15 protein-coding genes and 1 other RNA gene are annotated in these 18,639 nt (G+C 26.3%); 4 read left to right on the top strand and 12 right to left on the bottom strand.

Annotated elements, in window-relative coordinates; all coding sequences use genetic code 4:
- Position 1: 1 nt before the first annotated feature.
- On the bottom strand, positions 2-1,279 hold the full coding sequence (locus U5U50_RS02160; protein WP_324672355.1) for a hypothetical protein: 1,278 nt from the start codon (positions 1,277-1,279) through the stop codon (positions 2-4).
- Positions 1,280-1,497: 218 nt separating this feature from the next.
- Here U5U50_RS02160 and U5U50_RS02155 point away from each other — a divergent pair, with 218 nt between their 5' ends.
- Together U5U50_RS02155 and U5U50_RS02150 are read left to right on the top strand one after the other, a co-directional pair.
- The gene (locus U5U50_RS02155; RefSeq protein WP_324672353.1) at positions 1,498-3,369 is read left to right on the top strand and encodes a ribonuclease J; all 1,872 of its coding nucleotides are present in this window, start codon (positions 1,498-1,500) and stop codon (positions 3,367-3,369) included.
- A gap of 129 nt (positions 3,370-3,498) precedes the next feature.
- Positions 3,499-4,404, top strand: coding sequence for an SPFH domain-containing protein (locus U5U50_RS02150; protein ID WP_324672351.1), 906 nt, complete (start codon positions 3,499-3,501; stop codon positions 4,402-4,404).
- Positions 4,405-4,462: 58 nt separating this feature from the next.
- Here U5U50_RS02150 and U5U50_RS02145 read toward each other — a convergent pair whose 3' ends face one another.
- Positions 4,463-5,098 (bottom strand): chromate transporter, encoded by a 636-nt coding sequence (locus U5U50_RS02145; RefSeq protein ID WP_324673349.1) that lies wholly within the window; start codon positions 5,096-5,098, stop codon positions 4,463-4,465.
- A gap of 17 nt (positions 5,099-5,115) precedes the next feature.
- Complete coding sequence (locus U5U50_RS02140; protein ID WP_324672349.1) at positions 5,116-5,763, bottom strand: chromate transporter; 648 nt, start codon at positions 5,761-5,763, stop codon at positions 5,116-5,118.
- Positions 5,764-5,918: 155 nt separating this feature from the next.
- On the opposite strand from U5U50_RS02140, the gene rnpB reads away from it, so the two are divergent.
- Positions 5,919-6,198, top strand: an RNA gene (gene rnpB, locus U5U50_RS02135) — RNase P RNA component class B.
- Positions 6,199-6,259: 61 nt separating this feature from the next.
- Here the strand turns inward: rnpB and U5U50_RS02130 are convergent.
- The 9 genes from U5U50_RS02130 to dnaE form a co-directional block, all read right to left on the bottom strand.
- Positions 6,260-6,850 carry an FMN-dependent NADH-azoreductase gene (locus U5U50_RS02130; RefSeq protein ID WP_324672347.1) on the bottom strand — a complete coding sequence of 197 codons (591 nt, stop codon included), beginning with the start codon at positions 6,848-6,850 and terminating at the stop codon, positions 6,260-6,262.
- Between the two features lie 165 nt (positions 6,851-7,015).
- A complete protein-coding gene (gene era, locus U5U50_RS02125; RefSeq protein ID WP_324672345.1) occupies positions 7,016-7,897 on the bottom strand; it encodes a GTPase Era in 882 nt (293 codons plus the stop codon).
- Between the two features lie 2 nt (positions 7,898-7,899).
- Complete coding sequence (cdd, locus tag U5U50_RS02120; protein ID WP_324672343.1) at positions 7,900-8,772, bottom strand: cytidine deaminase; 873 nt, start codon at positions 8,770-8,772, stop codon at positions 7,900-7,902.
- A gap of 73 nt (positions 8,773-8,845) precedes the next feature.
- On the bottom strand, positions 8,846-9,694 hold the full coding sequence (gene fmt, locus U5U50_RS02115; RefSeq protein WP_324672341.1) for a methionyl-tRNA formyltransferase: 849 nt from the start codon (positions 9,692-9,694) through the stop codon (positions 8,846-8,848).
- A 7-nt stretch (positions 9,695-9,701) separates the two neighbouring features.
- Entirely contained in the window at positions 9,702-10,610 is a 909-nt protein-coding gene (locus U5U50_RS02110) for a hypothetical protein (RefSeq protein WP_324672339.1), read from the bottom strand.
- A gap of 16 nt (positions 10,611-10,626) precedes the next feature.
- Positions 10,627-11,589 carry a hypothetical protein gene (locus tag U5U50_RS02105; protein ID WP_324672337.1) on the bottom strand — a complete coding sequence of 321 codons (963 nt, stop codon included), beginning with the start codon at positions 11,587-11,589 and terminating at the stop codon, positions 10,627-10,629.
- A 58-nt stretch (positions 11,590-11,647) separates the two neighbouring features.
- A complete protein-coding gene (locus tag U5U50_RS02100; protein ID WP_324672335.1) occupies positions 11,648-12,211 on the bottom strand; it encodes a dephospho-CoA kinase in 564 nt (187 codons plus the stop codon).
- Positions 12,192-13,103: a 5'-3' exonuclease gene (locus tag U5U50_RS02095; protein WP_324672333.1), complete on the bottom strand. Its 912-nt coding sequence runs from the start codon at positions 13,101-13,103 to the stop codon at positions 12,192-12,194. The genes U5U50_RS02100 and U5U50_RS02095 overlap by 20 nt, the downstream gene beginning before the upstream one ends.
- Positions 13,096-16,011, bottom strand: a complete 2,916-nt coding sequence (dnaE, locus tag U5U50_RS02090) for a DNA polymerase III subunit alpha (RefSeq protein WP_324672331.1) — start codon at positions 16,009-16,011, stop codon at positions 13,096-13,098. Before dnaE ends, U5U50_RS02095 begins: the two co-directional genes overlap by 8 nt.
- A 502-nt stretch (positions 16,012-16,513) precedes the next feature.
- On the opposite strand from dnaE, the gene U5U50_RS02085 reads away from it, so the two are divergent.
- The gene (locus tag U5U50_RS02085; protein WP_324672329.1) at positions 16,514-18,634 is read left to right on the top strand and encodes a hypothetical protein; all 2,121 of its coding nucleotides are present in this window, start codon (positions 16,514-16,516) and stop codon (positions 18,632-18,634) included.
- The last annotated feature ends 5 nt before the right edge of the window (positions 18,635-18,639 follow it).

Raw genomic sequence — 18,639 nt, 5'->3', positions numbered from 1 at the left:
ATTATTTTAATAAAGCATTATAAATGTTGTGTTTATAAACTTCTACTCCCGGTTGAGATAATGGGTCAATTCCGAATAATAATGAAGATAAGATTGCGACAAATTGGAAGAAAGCAAATAAATGAGCTAAATTATTGGTTGAAATTTCATCAAATTCGATAATTAAATCATTATTATCAAATGCATTATTTTTAATATTAAAATTAGGTTGATTTTCACCTTTTGTACCTAAGAGACCTAACTGGTCGAATTTTTTATTATCTTGATTTAAGTTGTATTTTTTATTGTTAAATACAATGTTTGTTGTGATTGAAAAATCACTATCCAAACTATTTGTATTATTAACAGAATCCTTAATTGTTAAATAACCTTTTTTCTCTTTATTTTCACTTGAGTTATATAATGAACAAACGTATTCAACAAAGGAATCTAATATAAAATCATTATCATTAATAACTTCAACAGTCTTGTTATTGTATCTTGCAAAAATGTATCTAAAAATAGCTGTAAGGAATACAATATTTTCTTTTATTGGTGTGTTTAAAGTCTTTTCAATAATTGAGACAAATGTCTCAATTAATTCTTTTGAATTAAAATTCAAGAATTCAAGCACAAATAATGATGATGGATCAAATATTGAAACATATCTTTCAGGTATGTTTGTAGGCAATTTTAAGAATAAATAATTATGAATTTTTGCCATCTTATTAAGTATATTATCTGATTCAATGCTTGCAACTGTAATAAGTGCATTTAGCAGTTCAATACTATCGCTTTTCTTCAAGTTAGTTTCAAGTAGTTTTCTATATTCTCTAAATGAAACAGAACTTTCAATAGAAATTGCACTCTTTGAAATGTAATAGATAGCAAATTTTTTACCTATTAATGAAGAAAGTTGATTTGTTAAAACTTCAGGAGAAATGTTGTTTTGTGTAAAGATAATATTAAAAGCAGGTTTATTATTTAAATAATTATTAAAAATAAAATCATAAATTGCTTTAGTAGTTAAATATGATTCTCCATCAGCAATCACAACTAATGTATCTATTTTGCTAGATTTTAAAAATTCAACTTTAGCTTTAATTAACTCTAAGTTAAATTCAAGATTATCATCAATATACTTAAGCACATTAGTTTCTTCATTGTCGATGTTTTGAAAATTTAAAACTAAGTTACTATGAATACTATTGACTTTTTTAATAATTTCATTAATTTTGCTGTGTTTTAATATTGAATTCACATCCTTAAGTTTGATATTTAGGTTACCGAATTTATACATTTTTCTCCTTATTAATAGTATTAATTAAATTTTATATTTATTTTTAGAGTTTGCTATCTTAAAACACTTATTTTTGTAATAAAATTCGATATTGTCATGATATAAACTAATAATAGTTTATAATATAGAAAGCAAATACATATTTATATGTATTTAACATTATTTTATTTAATAATTTGATTAAAAATTACATTATTTATTCATATTTTGGAGGTAATATGAGAGAAAAACAACCGACTTACATATTTGGTTTAGGTGGCGTTGAAGAAATCGGTAAATCCACATTAGTTGTAGAACATATGAACCATATTTTTTTAATTGACTCAGGGATTAAATTCGCAGACACTTACAACACTGGTGTTAAAGGTATTATTCCTGACTATTCATACTTAAATCAACCTGGAAAAATAATTGAAGGTTTATTCATTACGCACGGACACGAAGATCACATTGGTGGTGTTGTTTATTTAGTTAAACAAACAAAAATCCAAAAGATTTTTGCTCCAAGAATTGCAATTCAATATTTAAAACTTAAATTTGAAGAGCACAAAATTACAAGAAAAATTGATTTTATTGAAATCAATAAATCAGACGTTTATAAGTTTGCAAATGGATGTAGGGCTGACTTTTGAACTGCTCAACACTCAATTCCGGATGCATTTGGTGTTAGATTAACTACCCCAAACGGTTCACTTATGTGTACAGGAGACTTTAGATTTGACTATACACCAATCGGAAACTATACAGACTTTGCAAGATTAGATGAAATCGGTAAAGAGGGACTTACGGTTCTTTTATCAGATTCAACTAATGCCATGAGACCTGAGCATTCACCTAGTGAATCAGACATTTTGACTGACTTGGAACGTCATATGCGTGCTGCAAAAAGAAAAATTATTATTACTTCATTTGCTTCTAACTTAACAAGAGTTAAAGTTATTATTGAACTTGCTGCTAAATTAGGTAAAAAAGTTATTCCATTCGGTCGTTCAATGATCCAAGGAATTAAAATCGGTAGAAAATTAGGTTACATAAATGTTCCGAATGGTGTGATCGTTGATAAAAAAGACTTGCCTAACATTAAAGATTCAGACCTTGTTGTTTTAACAACAGGTTCTCAAGGTGAAGAACTTGCTGCGTTATCCAGAATGAGTTATGGTAAGCATGCGACAATTAAAATTGTAAAAGGTGATACGGTTATTTTCTCATCAAGTCCAATCCCTGGAAACAGAATGGTTGTTGAGTTACTTATAAACAGACTTTATAAATTAGGTGCAATTATTAAAGAAAATGGTGTTGATGGTTACTTACATACATCAGGTCACGCTTATGAGTGAGAGCATGATAAAATCTTTAAATTAACTAGACCTAAATATTTCCTTCCATACCACGGTGACTACAGAATGTGTTTAGTTCACGGACAAACAGCTATTAAAAATGGAGTTAATCCTAAACATGTTTTAATACCTAAAAAAGGTCAAGTGTTTGAAATGTACAATAACGTTATTAAACCAACTAATAAAACAATTAACTTTGGTCCTATTTATATTGATGGAAACACAATTTTAAACATTTCAGAAAAAATGCTTCAAGAAAGAGCAAAACTTAAAGATAGTGGATTTGTTAATATTGTTTTCTTAATTGATAGAAACAAAAATGCAATTGTTAATAGACCTCAAATCGTAACAAGAGGAAGCTTCTTTGTGAAAACTTCTAAACAATTAATTGAAGAAACAAGAAGAGTTGCTCATGGTGCAGTTTTATACTACATTAAAAATAATCCAGAATGATCTGTTAAAGATTTGGAAAAATTAATTCAAGATAGATTAAGTACATTATTCTACAAGGAAAAACGTAGAAATCCTATTATTATTCCTACAATTATGTTCCTTGACGAACCAACTGATGAAACATTAGCTAAAGTTAAACTTAACTTCGGTAAACAGTTAGATATTGATGAACAATTAAATGATCCTACAACAAAGAATTTAAGCAAATCACAGAAGAAACAATTACTTAAGGTTAAAGAATCAATTTTTGGTGAAGTCGAAAATGATGAGTTGGAAATTGATGAAGAAGATGAAATTTAATAATTAAGAATAACTTTAAATTTTTATGTAATTTTTCATATTTTAAATATGAATTTTGAATAAATTCAATGCAGTAAAAATAAATTAGTTACAATTAAAATAATCAAAATATTTAAGGAGATTAATTATATGTCAGGGATTATTATTGTAGTAATTGTTTTCGCTGCGCTTATTTCTTTAACACTATTAACGCTTACAACGTTTCTTTCAGTTAAAATTGTTAGTGAGACTAACTTTTGCATTGTTGAAAGACTTGGGAAATACAAGAAAACAATGACTAAAGGTGTAAACTTTAGAGTTCCTTATATTGATAGAATTAGAGTTAAAAATAACTTTAAAGAAAAAGTTTTCGACTATCCTGCTCAGCATGTTATTACAAAAGATAACGCAACAATTCAAGTTGATACAACTGTATATTTAAAAATATTCGATCCAAAGCTATTTGCTTATGGAGCAGAGGATCCATTTTTGGCTATTGAGTTTTTAACATCAACAACACTTAGAAACTTAATTGGAGAGCTAGAACTTGATGAAGCATTAACATCAAGAGAAATCATTAATGCTAAGTTAACGAAAATCTTAGATGAAGCTTCAGATGCTTGAGGAATTAAGGTTAAAAGAATTGAAATTCAAAATATTATTCCACCAAAAGAAGTTCAAGAAGCTATGACAAAACAAATGCAAGCTGAACGTATTAAGAGAGCTCAAATACTTGAAGCAAGTGCCGAAAAAGAAAGTAAAATACTTAGAGCACAAGGTGAATACGAAAGCACAATTTTACGTGCAAAGGCCGAAAAAGAAAGTATGATAGAAAAAGCTACAGGTAAAAAGCAAGCTATCGAACTTATTACAACAACAAATATTTCAACTGAATACTTGCAATTACAAAGCATTGAACAATTAGAAAAACTAGCAAATGGTCGTGCTACAAAAATCATTATTCCACCTAATTTAGCAGATGTTGCTAAATCTATGGCAGTTGCAAAAGAAGTTTTAGACTTATCTTCTAAAGAAGAACCTAAAACAAAAGATTAAAAATTTAAAAAATGAACAGAGGATTATTTTAAAACTCTGTTCATTTTTTTGATTTTAACTATCCAGCATAAGGGGCAAATAAAATAAGCGAAATTGCTATATTTATAAGAATAATTCAGAATAGAGAAATTCTTCTTTTAGCTAAGTAATATGAACCTAAAATACCTATTGGTACGTAGATTTTTAATAGAATATTTTTGTATCCAACAAAGTAATTATCACTTGTTCATCCTAGATAACCTCTTGATGATGAGTTAAAAAATATTTCAGGAAGATAAATAGAGATAAATAATTGGATAGCAAGTGCGATTGTTATCCCTGAAACAATTGGCTTCATGATATTTAACATATTAGCAATGAATGTATTATTTTTAAATTTTTTAATATATTTCATTGTAATAACTATAACTATAATAGCTGGTAAACAAAAAATTATATAAGTTAAGAAAACTGCTATATAACCTCATCATTGACCAGATGCTACTAAGTATCCTGTAAAAAATGCAAATTTAGTCGACACAACACCAGGTGTGCTGTTTGAAATTGCAAATACATTATTTATTGCGTTTTCATCAATATTTGCGCCAAATATTTGAGCTAAGAAGTTTCATAGTCACTGAAAAATTGGCATAAAAACTTGACCGCCACCAAAGACTGAAAGTGAAATTAAAATGAGAATAGGTAAACAAACCAATAAAGCTGTAAGCAATGTTATTTACCTCCTTTTTTAATGAAGGTAATTCCGTTTTCTTCAAGTGATCTGTTTAACAATTGATTATTAATAAAGTGTTTTTTATTTATTAAATACATCATACCGAAGATAAATAATACAATTACAATTGAAAAGATTGGTAAATTATAAGGTGACGGGATAAATAAAGAAACACAAATTGAAAAGAGCATAACAATCAATCAAATAGGCAATCTAAGTGATTGTTTAGATTGTTTAACATATCTTTGTGCAAATGCAATTAAGAATGGAGTAATTGCAACAAGCACACCAACTGAAATTATTTTTAAGTATTTATCAGGTATATATTTTGTTAGAATTACTAAAAAAATAAAAGCAAATATTACGTGTGGCAATATCCCTAGCAAAGTGACTAATGTTCCTTTGAATTTGCCTAAAAGACTTATAGATATATATGAAATTGTTTGAATAACTGATGCACCAGGAAGCATATTTGTAACAATTACAATATCATCCATTTCTTCATTAGTTATTCATTTTTTATTATCAATCGCTTCCCTTTTAATAACTGGTAAAAGTGCATTTCCTCCACCAAAACCAATAAAAGTGACCTTGACAATAAATCAAAATATTTGTCAAAAACTTACTTTTTTCTTATTTTTCCTCACAATCCTCCTTTTTATTCAATATTGTTTTATAAGTTTTTTAAAATAAGCAAATACATAATAAAATCTTAATTATTTTAGTTTATTTGATTAGATACTTTAAAGAATTTTTTATGATTTTTTGTGACTATAAAATAAATAAAATGCTATTATATATTTGCATCAGTCGACAGCTGCATTTTTAATGTAGAGGAAAGTCCGTGCTAACACCATCTGAGACGATGGTAATGATCGTGCTAAGCCCAATAAGCTTAGGTTATGCATTATGTGTATAAACGACTAGTGCCACAGAGACGAGAAATATGAAACGGGTAAACTCCACGAGTTAGAAACTCAAATTTTGGTAGAGGAATCATTATTTCAGAATTCAATAAAATAATGGAGTGACATTAAGTCATTAGATAAATTGTCGACCTAGACAGAACACGGCTTATAGATGCAGACATTCAGGCAACTGGATGTTTTTTTATTTAATATAAAGAATTCATCAAATGATAGATTAGTTAAATATTTGATTTACTTGTTCTTTGATGTGTTCATCAACGTGATTTGGTTCAGTTTGATTAATTGGAGAAACTTTTGTTCCAAAGCATTTAATTTCTTTTGAATCATTACCTGTTAAGAATTTAAATGTTCCTTTTAATCAATTAGAGTGATTGCCTCAAGTATATCAACCCTGTGGTGCACCTTGGGTTGAAACTATAACTGTATTTAAGTTAGTTAATAAAGGAATTGCATCACCTTGCTTTGAGTATTTGTAACTAAATGTTTTATTAGCGACTGAAATAGCATCAATGAAATTTTTAACTATGACACTAGGTCCAAAATTAATCATTGGGTTTGAAATGATTAATAAATCAGTTTCTTTAAGTTTTTGAATTCATCTATCTGATTCAACATCTGTGTAATAAGTTGTAAATGTTTGTTTAGTTAAAAAATGTTCATTTAGCTTTGTAGTTGATAAGTCCACTCTTTCGATTAATACATTTTCTTTTGATTTAAGTGCTTCTTCAATGTAATTTAAAATGTTAGTTGAGTATGATTTTTCATTTTGTAAAAGATTTCCATCTAAAATTAATATTTTTTTCATATTTTCTCCTTAAATTTTATAAAAAGTTAATATTTAGTTATTTTTTAGCTTAAAAAATAACTTTTATATTAATTATATTTTAGCAAACTTTTAATAATAGGTATAAGAAAACGCAAAAAATAATATAAAAAGTTGGTATTAATTAACAAATACCAACTATAAAAATTATTTAGTAGAGTAACCAAATTTTTCAAGTGCATCTACATCATCGATTCATTTTTTAGCTATCTTAACTTTTAAAGTTAACGATGTAGGAATATTGAATTGATGTGCGATTTTCTTTCTAGCAACTGTACCTATTTTTTTTATTTTTTCACCGTTTTTACCTATAACCATACCTTTTTGAGAAGCTTTTTTAACATAAATAATTGCATCAATGTTTAATCTATCTTCAGATTCTTCAAATTCTAGAACTTCAACAGCAATTGAGTGAGGTAGCTCTTCGTAAAGTTCATTAATTGCAGATTCACGGATGATTTCTTTTGTTATGAAACGCATAGATTTGTCTGTGATGTATTCAGGTTCGTATTGAGCTTCACCATCGTAAGCGTATTTTTCAATTTCGCTAATTAAAGCACTAATTGATTTAGGATCGTTTATATCAGTAGACATAATTGTTTCAAAACCGTGTTCTTTAAGCTCTTTGATTTTATCAAGTAGCTTTTGAGGATCTTTTTTAATTTTGTCAATCTTAGAAACAATAGCAATCTTGTTTTTTACGTGCTTGATTTTTTCTAAAATCATTTCATCACCTTTACCAATTGCTTCATCAGAAGGAGATAAGAATAAAAGAACATCTATGTCTTTAGTTGCATCATAAGCATTTTTGTTTAAAGCTTCTCCAAGTTTATTTTGTGGTTTATGGATACCAGGTGTATCAATGAAAATGATTTGTAAATCATCTTCTGTATAGATACCTGTAATTTGGTCTCTGGTTGTTTGAGCTACATTAGTAACAATTGCAACATTGTAGCCAATAATAGCATTAAGAAGACTACTTTTACCTACGTTTGGTCTCCCTAAAATACTTGCAAAACATATTTTCATAATTATTTAATTGTAATTTCATCAACTCTGATGCTGTATGGAACTAATTCTTCAACTGTATTAACTCTTAATTGTTTTCCATCATTACTGTATTGGTAAACTTTTGCATCAAGAGGCATAAACTCAGTCATAACTTGTCTACATCCAGCACAAGGACTAATGATTTCATTTTTTCCACTAATAATGTGAATTTCTTTGAATGTTCCAACTTTTCCACCATATGCTACTGAACCAAACATAGCACTTCTTTCTGCACATAAACCTGATGGATAAGCAGCGTTTTCAACATTAACTCCATAATATTCTTTTCCGTCTTCTCCAATCAAAATTGCTGCTACTGGGAATTTTGAATAAGGTGTATAAGTATATTTAAGTAAATCTTTTAATTTTTCAAATGTCATATTTGTACCTTCTTTCCTTGTTATTTTTAAAGGGTTAAAAATATCATCAACAATTTTATTCATTTGTATTCTTTCATCTTCCATTTCATGATCATATCCAGCTAAGTGAACCAAACCATGAGTGAATAAGTAGCAAAATTCTCTTTTGATTGAATGTCCGAAGTATTTTGCTTGTCTTATAACTTTATTTCAACAAATAACCAACTCACCAAGATGAATGAATGGAAGTTCATTATACATTGAAATATCATCAAATCCAAATGAAAGGATGTCAGTTACATAATCTTTGTTTCTGTATTCTTTGTTTAATCTCTTAATTTTTTGAGGAGAAACTAACGAAACGTCAACAATGATTTGTTTTTTGATACTAAAGTATTCTGCAAAATTTTTGATAATCTGCTTCATTTCTTTTTCGAAAATAATTGCATCCTTGATTCTTGAATTAATAGTTAAAGATATTTTTGCCTTTTTCATACTTTATAATTATACTTTAAATATGTAGACATATTAAGTTGAAGCAAATAAAAAAACTTGAAATTAATCAAGTTTAGTAATTTAATTTAACACGTTTTTTAGTTTCGAATTGATAATCAATTGCTCATAGTTTTCCGTCAGCGAATTGAAGAGATAATCCATTTGGAACTTTGTGTTTTGTAGCATAATAAATTTTGACTCTTTTATTATCTAAAATAACATAAGCACCCGGGTTCGATGAGAATGCTCTAATTTTATTAAATGCTTGTTCAACTGTTAAATCATTTGTTAATAGTGCATCTTCTTTTAATAATTTTGGACTTAAAATTACTTTATCTTCATCTTGAACAATTTCCTCAAAATCACCTTTAACATAGTCTACAAGTCATTTTGTGATATTTTCAGTAGCTAATTTTGATAATTTTACAAACAATGTATCTGATGTATCTATGTCTTCGATCGGAATTGATGCTGTTTTAATAACATTACCAGCATCCATTTCTTTTGTCATGTACATCAATGAAAGTCCGGTTTGTTTATCTCCATAAAGAAGTGAATATTGAATAGGGGCAGCGCCTCTATATTTAGGTAACAGTGAACCGTGAATATTAATTGAAGCTAATTTTGGAAGTGCTAAAACTTTTTCGGGAACATATTGACCAAAAGCACAAGTTAGTAAGATATCAAAATCTAATTCTTTAAGTTCATCGTAAATTTGTCCGATTTTTTCAGGTTGAAAAAGTCTAATGTTATATTTTTGAGCTAATAATTTTGTAGGAGTAGGTAAAAGTGCATAACCTCTATTTGCTGGTTTATCAGGTTGTGACACAATACCAACAACATCGAAGTTTTTGATAACTTCTTCAAAAATAGGTACAGAAAACTCGGGTGTTCCTGCTAATAAAATTTTTGTTTTATTCATTTTACTCCTATCCGATTAAGATTTCTTTGAAAATCAATTCTCTCATAACTTCAATAATTTTAATAAGCATTTGTTCTGTTAATCTAGTCGATGATTTACTCTTTTCATTAATTTCCTTTAAATGAGAAAATATTTTTTCAGATGTAAAATAGGTTCCAAAAAAAGTAATTTTCTTGTTTATTGATCTTTCTTCTAAAATATCCATAATTATTGAATCTCAAAATCAAATACTTAAGTTTTTTAACCCAATTTCATCTAAAATTAATAAATCAACTTCACTAAGTTGTTTTTTAATAAAATCTATATCACTTGAGTTTTTCTTATCAAAAGTTTTTTTAATTTCTTGATCTAAATCATTTATATTAATATAAGCAACAGTATTATTATCTAATGCAAATGAGTTTGCAATTCTTGAAAGTAAGTTACTTCTTTGAGATTTTCTAGTTCCACAAATTAAAAGACCTTGCATAGATAGTTCATTATGTTCTTTTAATTTTATTTTTAAATCTTCTATATAAGCGTGTAAGTCAATATACACTTCGTCATTTATAGTTACATTTTCAATAACTTCATTATTAATAGGTTCGCTAATATCTGTAAAAATTAAGTGATTTTCTAATCTTAATTTTTTACCTTTATCATTATTAACTATTTTTCTAACTAATTGTAATTTACCTTCTTCATCTCTATAAAAATAATTTTTTATAGGATCATTTATATCAACAGTTCTTTGTTTATAGTAATCAATTAAATGAATAAAATAATCTCAAATTTCTTTATCTGAGATATTTAAATCATTTATTAATTGAGACAATATTTCTTTTTTCTTTATATCAGCAATAATGTCTGATGGATCTATTTTTAGTTTTTTTTCTTGAAAGATTCTTCAATCTTGATTTTGATTATTATTTGTCATTAATTAAATCTCCTAATTAATGTTTAAGAGCATTTTTAAAAGCTTCCTTTTCGTGGAAAATTTTTTGTTCTTTTGGGTCTTTAAATTTTCCATCAAAATAAGTTTCTATTGTATCGAATTTAACAAGTCCTGCGTTTTTGATTTCGACCATCATTGAGTTTGCATGTTTAAATCATTCATTTGAATTTGATGACTTTTCTTTAGAAATATATAAAACATAGTTAATAATTTTTTGATCGGTAAATTTACTAATTCATTCATCTAATATATTTTCAATTTTTTCATTTCTAAATCCATAAGAAATTAATTTATAAAATTCTTTTGTACTTAATTTAATTAAAGCTTCATACTTATTTGAATATTTATATTCGTTTAATAAATTAATAGGTTCTAAGATAGAAAAGTCAACAGGTGCAAAATCCGAATTTTGTTGTCTTAATTTACCTAAATTAATTAAATTATCAACGAACTCATTTTTTGGATATTGAATTTTTTCGTTTTCATTACTAAACACATCAAAAAAATTTGCAGAAACATCTAGAATGTGTGGAGTTTCAATAATGTTTGATTTTTTTAATTTATTATTAACTTTAATTTTGAAGTACGTTTCACCAATTTTAGATTTTAGCATTTCGGAAATTAAATGATTGTTCTTAATGCCGGCTGCATTAAGAGGTTTTTGAATACTAAATATAGTAATTTTTTGTTCATCATCTCTTAATGTATCAATTAAACCAACAGCTTCAAGTTGCAATCTAGCTTGATTTAATCTATTTTCATGCATATTTAAGAATGTAGTTAGAGTTAAAAAATCATAGCTACTTCTTTTGTAGTTGCTATCTTTAACAATATCTAATAAATATTGATAAAGAAAAACAGGGTCAGCACCCAAAAATGGACCATAAAATTCACGTAAATTACTAAGGTCCTCCATTGTTATTTCATTAACTTTTTCAACTGCGAAATATTGATAAATCATTGGTGCTGCCTCCTGTTTTTTCTTATGTTTAAAATTTTGGTACTCTAATTTTACTTACTTATTTTTGTAGCTCTAAAAATTCTTTTATTTTTTGTTTATCATTTCTTATATTAATAGGGATATGCACAACTTTTTTTGACCTAAAAAAATCTTTTACATCTCAATTGTAGTCATTTTTGTTATCCAAAACTTCTTTTGTGAAGTTATCCACACCTCTATTTTTTAAGAAATTTGACCTATTTTCTTCATCTATTTGCATATTGTATACTGTTGAGAAAAAGATTGAAAAATCGACTATTTTTGTATATAAAATCGGTATTTCTACAAAATCGTACCGATTTGTTTTAAGGTGTTCGAAAATTACTTTAAAAACATATTTTTCGAGTATTTTTAGATTATTTGGATTTAAATATATTCATTGTTTAACAAAAGGTTTTCAAACCCGGTTATTTTTAATTAAAAAACTTCCAATTTTATTGTTAATTTTGTTGATAAAATCAGTATTTTTTTCATATAAATCATTTACAAATTCATCAAGATTTAAGGTTTTATAACCTAATTCTTTTGCAGTATTTAAAAAGTAAGTTTTACCAGAGCAAATTTTACCTACTATTGCTATCATAATTTAGCATACTTTCTTTTAATCTAACTAATTCAAGTTCATCAAGAACAGACATTGCATTTTGTAGATTAAGTTTTAATAAGTAGTTATCTTTTGATTTATTAAAATCTGGAACATTTGTATATAACTGAGCCATTTTATAACAGAATAGCCCTTGGTCATATCCGGATTCTAATTTTGTAATAATTGATTTTGTAAAATTATCAGCTCAAGTATCTTTTTGTTCATACAAATTAATGAAACTTTTGTATTTATCAAGAATACTGATAGCGGTTTTTTCTCCAATACCTTTAATACCTGGTAAGTTATCGCTACTATCTCCTGCTAAACCTTTATAATCAGGAATTTGATTTGGATAAATTCCATATTCTTCAGGATAAATATCTAATGTTAATAAATCAAATTTATTTTTTTTAGGTCTCTTAATAATAACTGATGTGTGTTCATTAATTAATTGATGTAAGTCTCTGTCTTTTGAAAAGATAATTTTCTCTTCTCCTTGAGCGACATTTTTAACATAAGTTCCGATTAAATCGTCAGCTTCATAACCAGTTTGCTCTTTTCAAGGAATTTCTAAAAGAGTTAACATTTCTTTGATTTTGTCCATTTGAACAAATAATTCAGATGGAGCTGAAACTCTACCGCTTTTGTATTCATCAAAAGCTTCGTGTCTGAAAGTTTTTCCCTGACTATCAAAAGTTATAAAAATGTGTGTTGGATTAAATTGATTGAATATTTTAATAAGTTGATGGAAGAATAAGTTGATTGCATTAGTAGGGAAACCTGTTGAAGTTCTTAAAATATCGTTAGGATTTCCATAGTATGTTGCATAAAATGATTGAAAACTTAAGTAGTTTCCATCAACTAATAAATGTAAGTTTTTCTTATCCATTATCCACCTCTCTTCAATCACTAAAGTTATAAAATCCTTTACTAATTTTGATTAAAATCAACATTTTTCTAGGTCTTGTATCATTAAGAATTTCAATAGCTCTATTATTAAAACCAAAAACTGTTACAGATTTTGTTGAATCTGTTACTGATAATCTAGGTCTACCTTTAGCATCCTTTGTTACTTTAGTTAACATAACTTCAATTCATTCATATTGATCTGTAAGCTGATCTAATGTTAATGTATTGTGTTTGTTTGAAATGTTCGAATTTAAGTTATAAATGCTTCCTAATAATTGAGATTCATATTGAATTTGTTCATTTAAATCACTTGGAATAAGTTCAAATTCAATTTGCTCAATATTTTGCATTTTAATAAATTCTTGAAGTTGTTGTTTTCTGTCACCTTGAATTTTCTTGTATGAAGCAACAAATAAATCATTTAGTTGTTTACAAATGATTAGCCCATTTAATAAAGTTTGCATTCCATAAAATTCTCTAAATGCATTAGCTTTAATAAGTGTTTCAATATTTGACTCAGTTACATTTCCTAAATTTCTTAATCTAAGATATGCAATTATAAAGTTTTCATATTTACCGTTTAGATTTCTTTCTTGAAGTATTTTTTCAACAGCACTTTCACCAATTCCTTTGATCATATTGAATGGTAAATAAAGTTCATTATCAATAATTTCAACCATATTTGATGAATTGTTAATTTCAGGTGATTGTACTTTTATGTCTTGCTCGCTAGCTTCAACGGTATATTTTTTGATATTTTGCTGATCTGATGATGAATTTGAAATTAACACTTTATAGAAAATAAGTGGATAGTTTGCCTTATAGAAAGCTAACTTATATGAAATTAATGAATAAGCAACAGCATGTGATTTGTTAAATCCATAAGCGGCAAATTTTTCAATATTTGAATAGATTTTTTCAAGTAAGTCTATAGAAATATTATTTTGTAATCCACCTTTAAAAAACTCTGCTTTATAGCTATGTAATAGCTTTTCATCTTTTTTAGAAATTGCTCTTCTTAGTAGGTCTGCTTGAGCAAAAGACATATTTGCAACTTGCTGCGCAATTTGCATAATTTGTTCCTGGTAAACAATAATCCCAAATGTAGGTTTAACAATTTGATCATATAGTGGATGAATTGTTTCTATTCTATTTTGATTTTGCTTATTTCTACCATATGTTCCAATAAATTCCATTGGTCCAGGTCTAAACAGTGAAACAATTGCGTAGATATCATCAAATGAATCGATTTTAACTTCCTTAATTGTTCTTTGCATTCCGATTGATTCAAGTTGAAAAATTCCGTTTGTATGTGTGTTATTAAGTAATTTTTTAGATTTATCATCTAATTGAACTGAATAACTGTCTCCTATTACTTTTTCAAAAGTCTGTTCAGGTTCTAAAAAATCTTCAATTTCTTTAAGAATAGTTAAGTTTTTAAGTGCTAAAAAGTCAATTTTAATAAGACCATACTTTTCTAAATGATTCAATGTAAATTGAACTTGTTGAATTAATCCATTATTGTAAATTGTTGGAATAAGTTTATTAATTTGTTGATCACAAACAATAATACCAGCAGGGTGTGTTCCGATTTGTCTTGGTAATCCTTCAATTTTTGAAGCATACTCATGCAAGTTAGGATATTTATCAACGTATGATCTGTATTTTGGGTTAGTTTCATAAGCATCAACAAGACTTAAGTCAGTTGATTTAAGTGTATTACAAATTTTTTCAACTTCAGAAAGCGGCACATTTAAATATCTAGCAACATCTCTAATGCTGTTTTTTAGTGCTAAAGTTTGAAATGTTGTAATTAAAGCAACATTTTCTTCTCCATATTTATTTTTAATGTATTCTAAAACTTCATTTCTTCTGTTATCTTGAATATCAATATCAATATCAGGAAGAGAAACTCTATCAATATTTAAAAAACGTTCAAATAGCAAACCAAATTCAAGTGGATTAATATCTGTAATTCCTAATATGTAAGAAATAATTGATCCAGAAGCACTACCTCTACCAGGTCCAACTTCAATTTTGTTTTTCTTAGACCAAGCAATTGCATCTTGAATGATTAAAAAGTAGTTAATAAAACCTAATTTAGAAATAACAGAAATCTCATAATTAACTCTATTTACAACTACATCTTCACCGAATTTATAAATAAGTTCTTTAGTTCTATCGTTAATTAATAATTTTTTAAATTCAGCTGCTGCATTGTCTGAAAATTTAGCCAACTTAATTGAATTATCAGGTTTAGAAACATTACAATTTTGTGCAATGTATAACATGTTTTTATATACATCTTCGTGAAGATCTTGTCAATCTTCTTCATCTAAATATTCATTATATGTTTGAGTTTCTTCGTTAATTGAACCGATTTGTTGAATAACTCTAAGGATCTCGTTATCTTCAAAATTTAAAACTTTTTTAGCTGGTGCATAGACAGTTTGATATTCAAGTGGAGTTTTACTATTTAAATAAAAATTGCTTAAATATTGATCAACTGCAATACCTTTGGCTCTATGTCCTAGGTATTGATGATCAATAACAAAAATATCTGAATTCTCAAGATGATTGTATGAAACTACTTTACCTTCAGATTTAGTATAAATAAGTTGATTAATAAAAGTATATCCATCATTGTTTTTAGCTAATACAACAACAGTGAATCCTTCTGATAAATCAAGTTCAATACCAATAAGCGGTTTGATATTAAACTTATCTTGCATATCTCAATAATATTGCAATGCATATAAGTTTTCTTTATCTGTTAAAGGTAAGAATTCTAAATTATTTTCAATTGCTAATTTAATGAGTTTTTCAACTCTGATAGCAGAGTTTAAAAATGAATATTCAGTATTTGTGTGAAGATATATTTTTTTCATATTTAAATTATATTTTTCTTTTATCAAACTAACAAAAAATACCTGATTTTTTTAATTAAATATATCTACTAAATTCATAAAAATTTCATGAATCACATATTTTTTTGAGTTCATAAAATCAATTTCTTGAATTTTAAAAGGAAAATGTGTAAGAAAATATGAAAAATATAGTTCTTTATAAAAAAATTAGATAAAAATAAGATATTGAGATTAATAAGGAGTACAATCAAGATATATTAGATGTTTTTTAAATGTCAGTCAGGAGTGAAAAATGTTGAATTTTAAGACAATAAAGAATAAATCTAACAAAATGTAAAGTTTGTTGAATAGATTTTTACATAATATATTAGTGAGTGATTATGTATTGGGAGATGTTTATTATGCATAGAAAGTTTTTATTATTAGGTGCTATTTCAGATATACTGATTTCTTCATTGACAATGATAAGTTGTTCAGAAGAAGATGAAAGCAAGTTTTTCACAAAAGAAGAAAAAAAGATAATATGAGGGGTCAATATAAACCTGAAGAATTTTTTAATGAGTCTTATTCGCTGATAAGTGAAATTAATCAAACAAATGAACTTCAAACAGAAATTAAAAAGATTATTGAAAATATATCTATGTATTTAAAGAATTTGTTGTTATCAAATTCCAATGATAATAAAAATGAATCGTTGATCAATTTTGTCAATGAAAGAAATAAAATTCAATTTTTGATTTCATCAACATTAAATTCAATTGAAGAAAAATATGAGTTATCGAAACAATTAATAGATACAAATACCGAAAAAGAGCAACCAAAATCTGAATACGAATCGTTTAAAATCGAAAAGTTAAATGAACTAAAATCTAAATTATCTCAGTATGTGGTTGAAACTAATTTTAATGAAACAATTTTAAACAATGGATTGAATATAATTAAAAAAATAAGCAATGAAAAAACTCAAAAATATAACTTGAGTAGAAAGTTTAAAATTAACTTAAAGTCTTTTAAGAATTTTTATAAAAATTTTGAATGAATATTTGGTAACTCTATATCTAAGTTTGAAAAAGATATTTTCCAAAACAGAAGTGATCAATTTTGATTTTCTGATATCTTATTAACAACATTAAACCATAAAATTGTGAATAGAATATTTTCAGAAACCACAAATAGTAAAACAAAAGAAGAATTTGTAAAATTAGCAGGTAAATTTATAGATTTCTGAAAATTCAACTATGAAGAAGATAAATTTATTAGTGATCCTAATTTATTAAGATTAATTAAAAATGCAAATATTTGATCAATTAATTATTCAGACTCACTAAGAATAAGCAATGAATGAAGTAAGAAGGTTGAAGTAGATTTAATAAATAATAAAAAATACTTTTTTGATCAATTGATTTTTAACAACTACGAATACAATAACAATGAAGCTATTCAAATAATTAAAAAAGTATTGGAACTTATGCCGTCTGAGAAAGAATTTGAAGTAGATTCCTCAGGAAAAGATGATTGAAATATTTTCGCTGATCAGGTAGTAGATAGAAGTCATATTTGAGTTAAAGAGTGAGCTACTACTGAATTTTGAAATTATTACAATAACATATATTCAAATGATATCTCTAGAAAATGAGAAGAATCAAATTTTTGATCTTTAAATACACTAAATACAAATGGTTTCAAAAATCCACAAAATAGAAAATCTAAATTCTATAATAATGTAATGAACAAGCGTTTAGATAATCTTAACCAAAATATCACAACCTTATCAATCACACTTGATTGATTTAATCCTGATGAAGATATTTTAATTTGGTATGACCCAGAGGATGGTATTGATAATTGGGTTGCCAATTCTGATGTAAATCCATTTAATAATTTATATGTAAAAAATAATAAAGGCAATAAGGTTTTTATTAAAACTCCTAAAAATATTTATTCAACTTTTATGAATAAATTTTTGAGAATATGTCAGTTTATATTAAGGTTTTACCGAATGTCCCCTTGATCTGTTTTGGATCTTGAAGATTTGAGTCATTATGAAGCATTAATTGATTTAGCTAAAATACCAAAAGAATTACTTGAAAAGTCATCTGAAGATATGAAGGAAATGTGGGCTGAAATGCAGAGTGAGCCAGACTTTACTAAGGAAGATATGGAATGATTTAAAATATCTTATTACTTATCTACTTATGGAGAAAATGTTGAATATTTAAAAGAACCAGGATTGGAAGGTTTCAAAAGAAAAATAAGACAAGGTGACTATTCGCATTTGGGTAATTTATATAATATTTCATATTCATTTACAGAAGATGAAATAAATAATATCAAGCAAAGATATTTCTTTACTGACGAAATGATGAATTCAAACAATAATAACAACGAATTCTATGAATTAATCGAACAATTGCAACATATTAAAAATGTAATTAAGACAAGTAAAAACAAAAATCCAAATCATAAGTTTTTCAAACATTTGAAAAATTATGTAGCTAAAAATATTAATTTTAATGAATGATTAAAATTAAATGAAAATCAAAACAATTATTTTAGTAATGATGTTGAAGCTAAAACTAATTACCAAATCGATAGAACAATTGAATTTCTCAACGAATTAATTGCCATTCTTAAATCTAATTAAAAAAA

The organism is Mycoplasma sp. 888 (assembly GCF_035609225.1).
GTDB lineage: Bacteria > Bacillota_I > Bacilli_A > Mycoplasmatales > Metamycoplasmataceae > Mycoplasmopsis.
The sequence above is the reverse complement of the archived record's forward strand: the minus strand, read 5'-3'. Positions and strand labels throughout refer to the sequence as shown.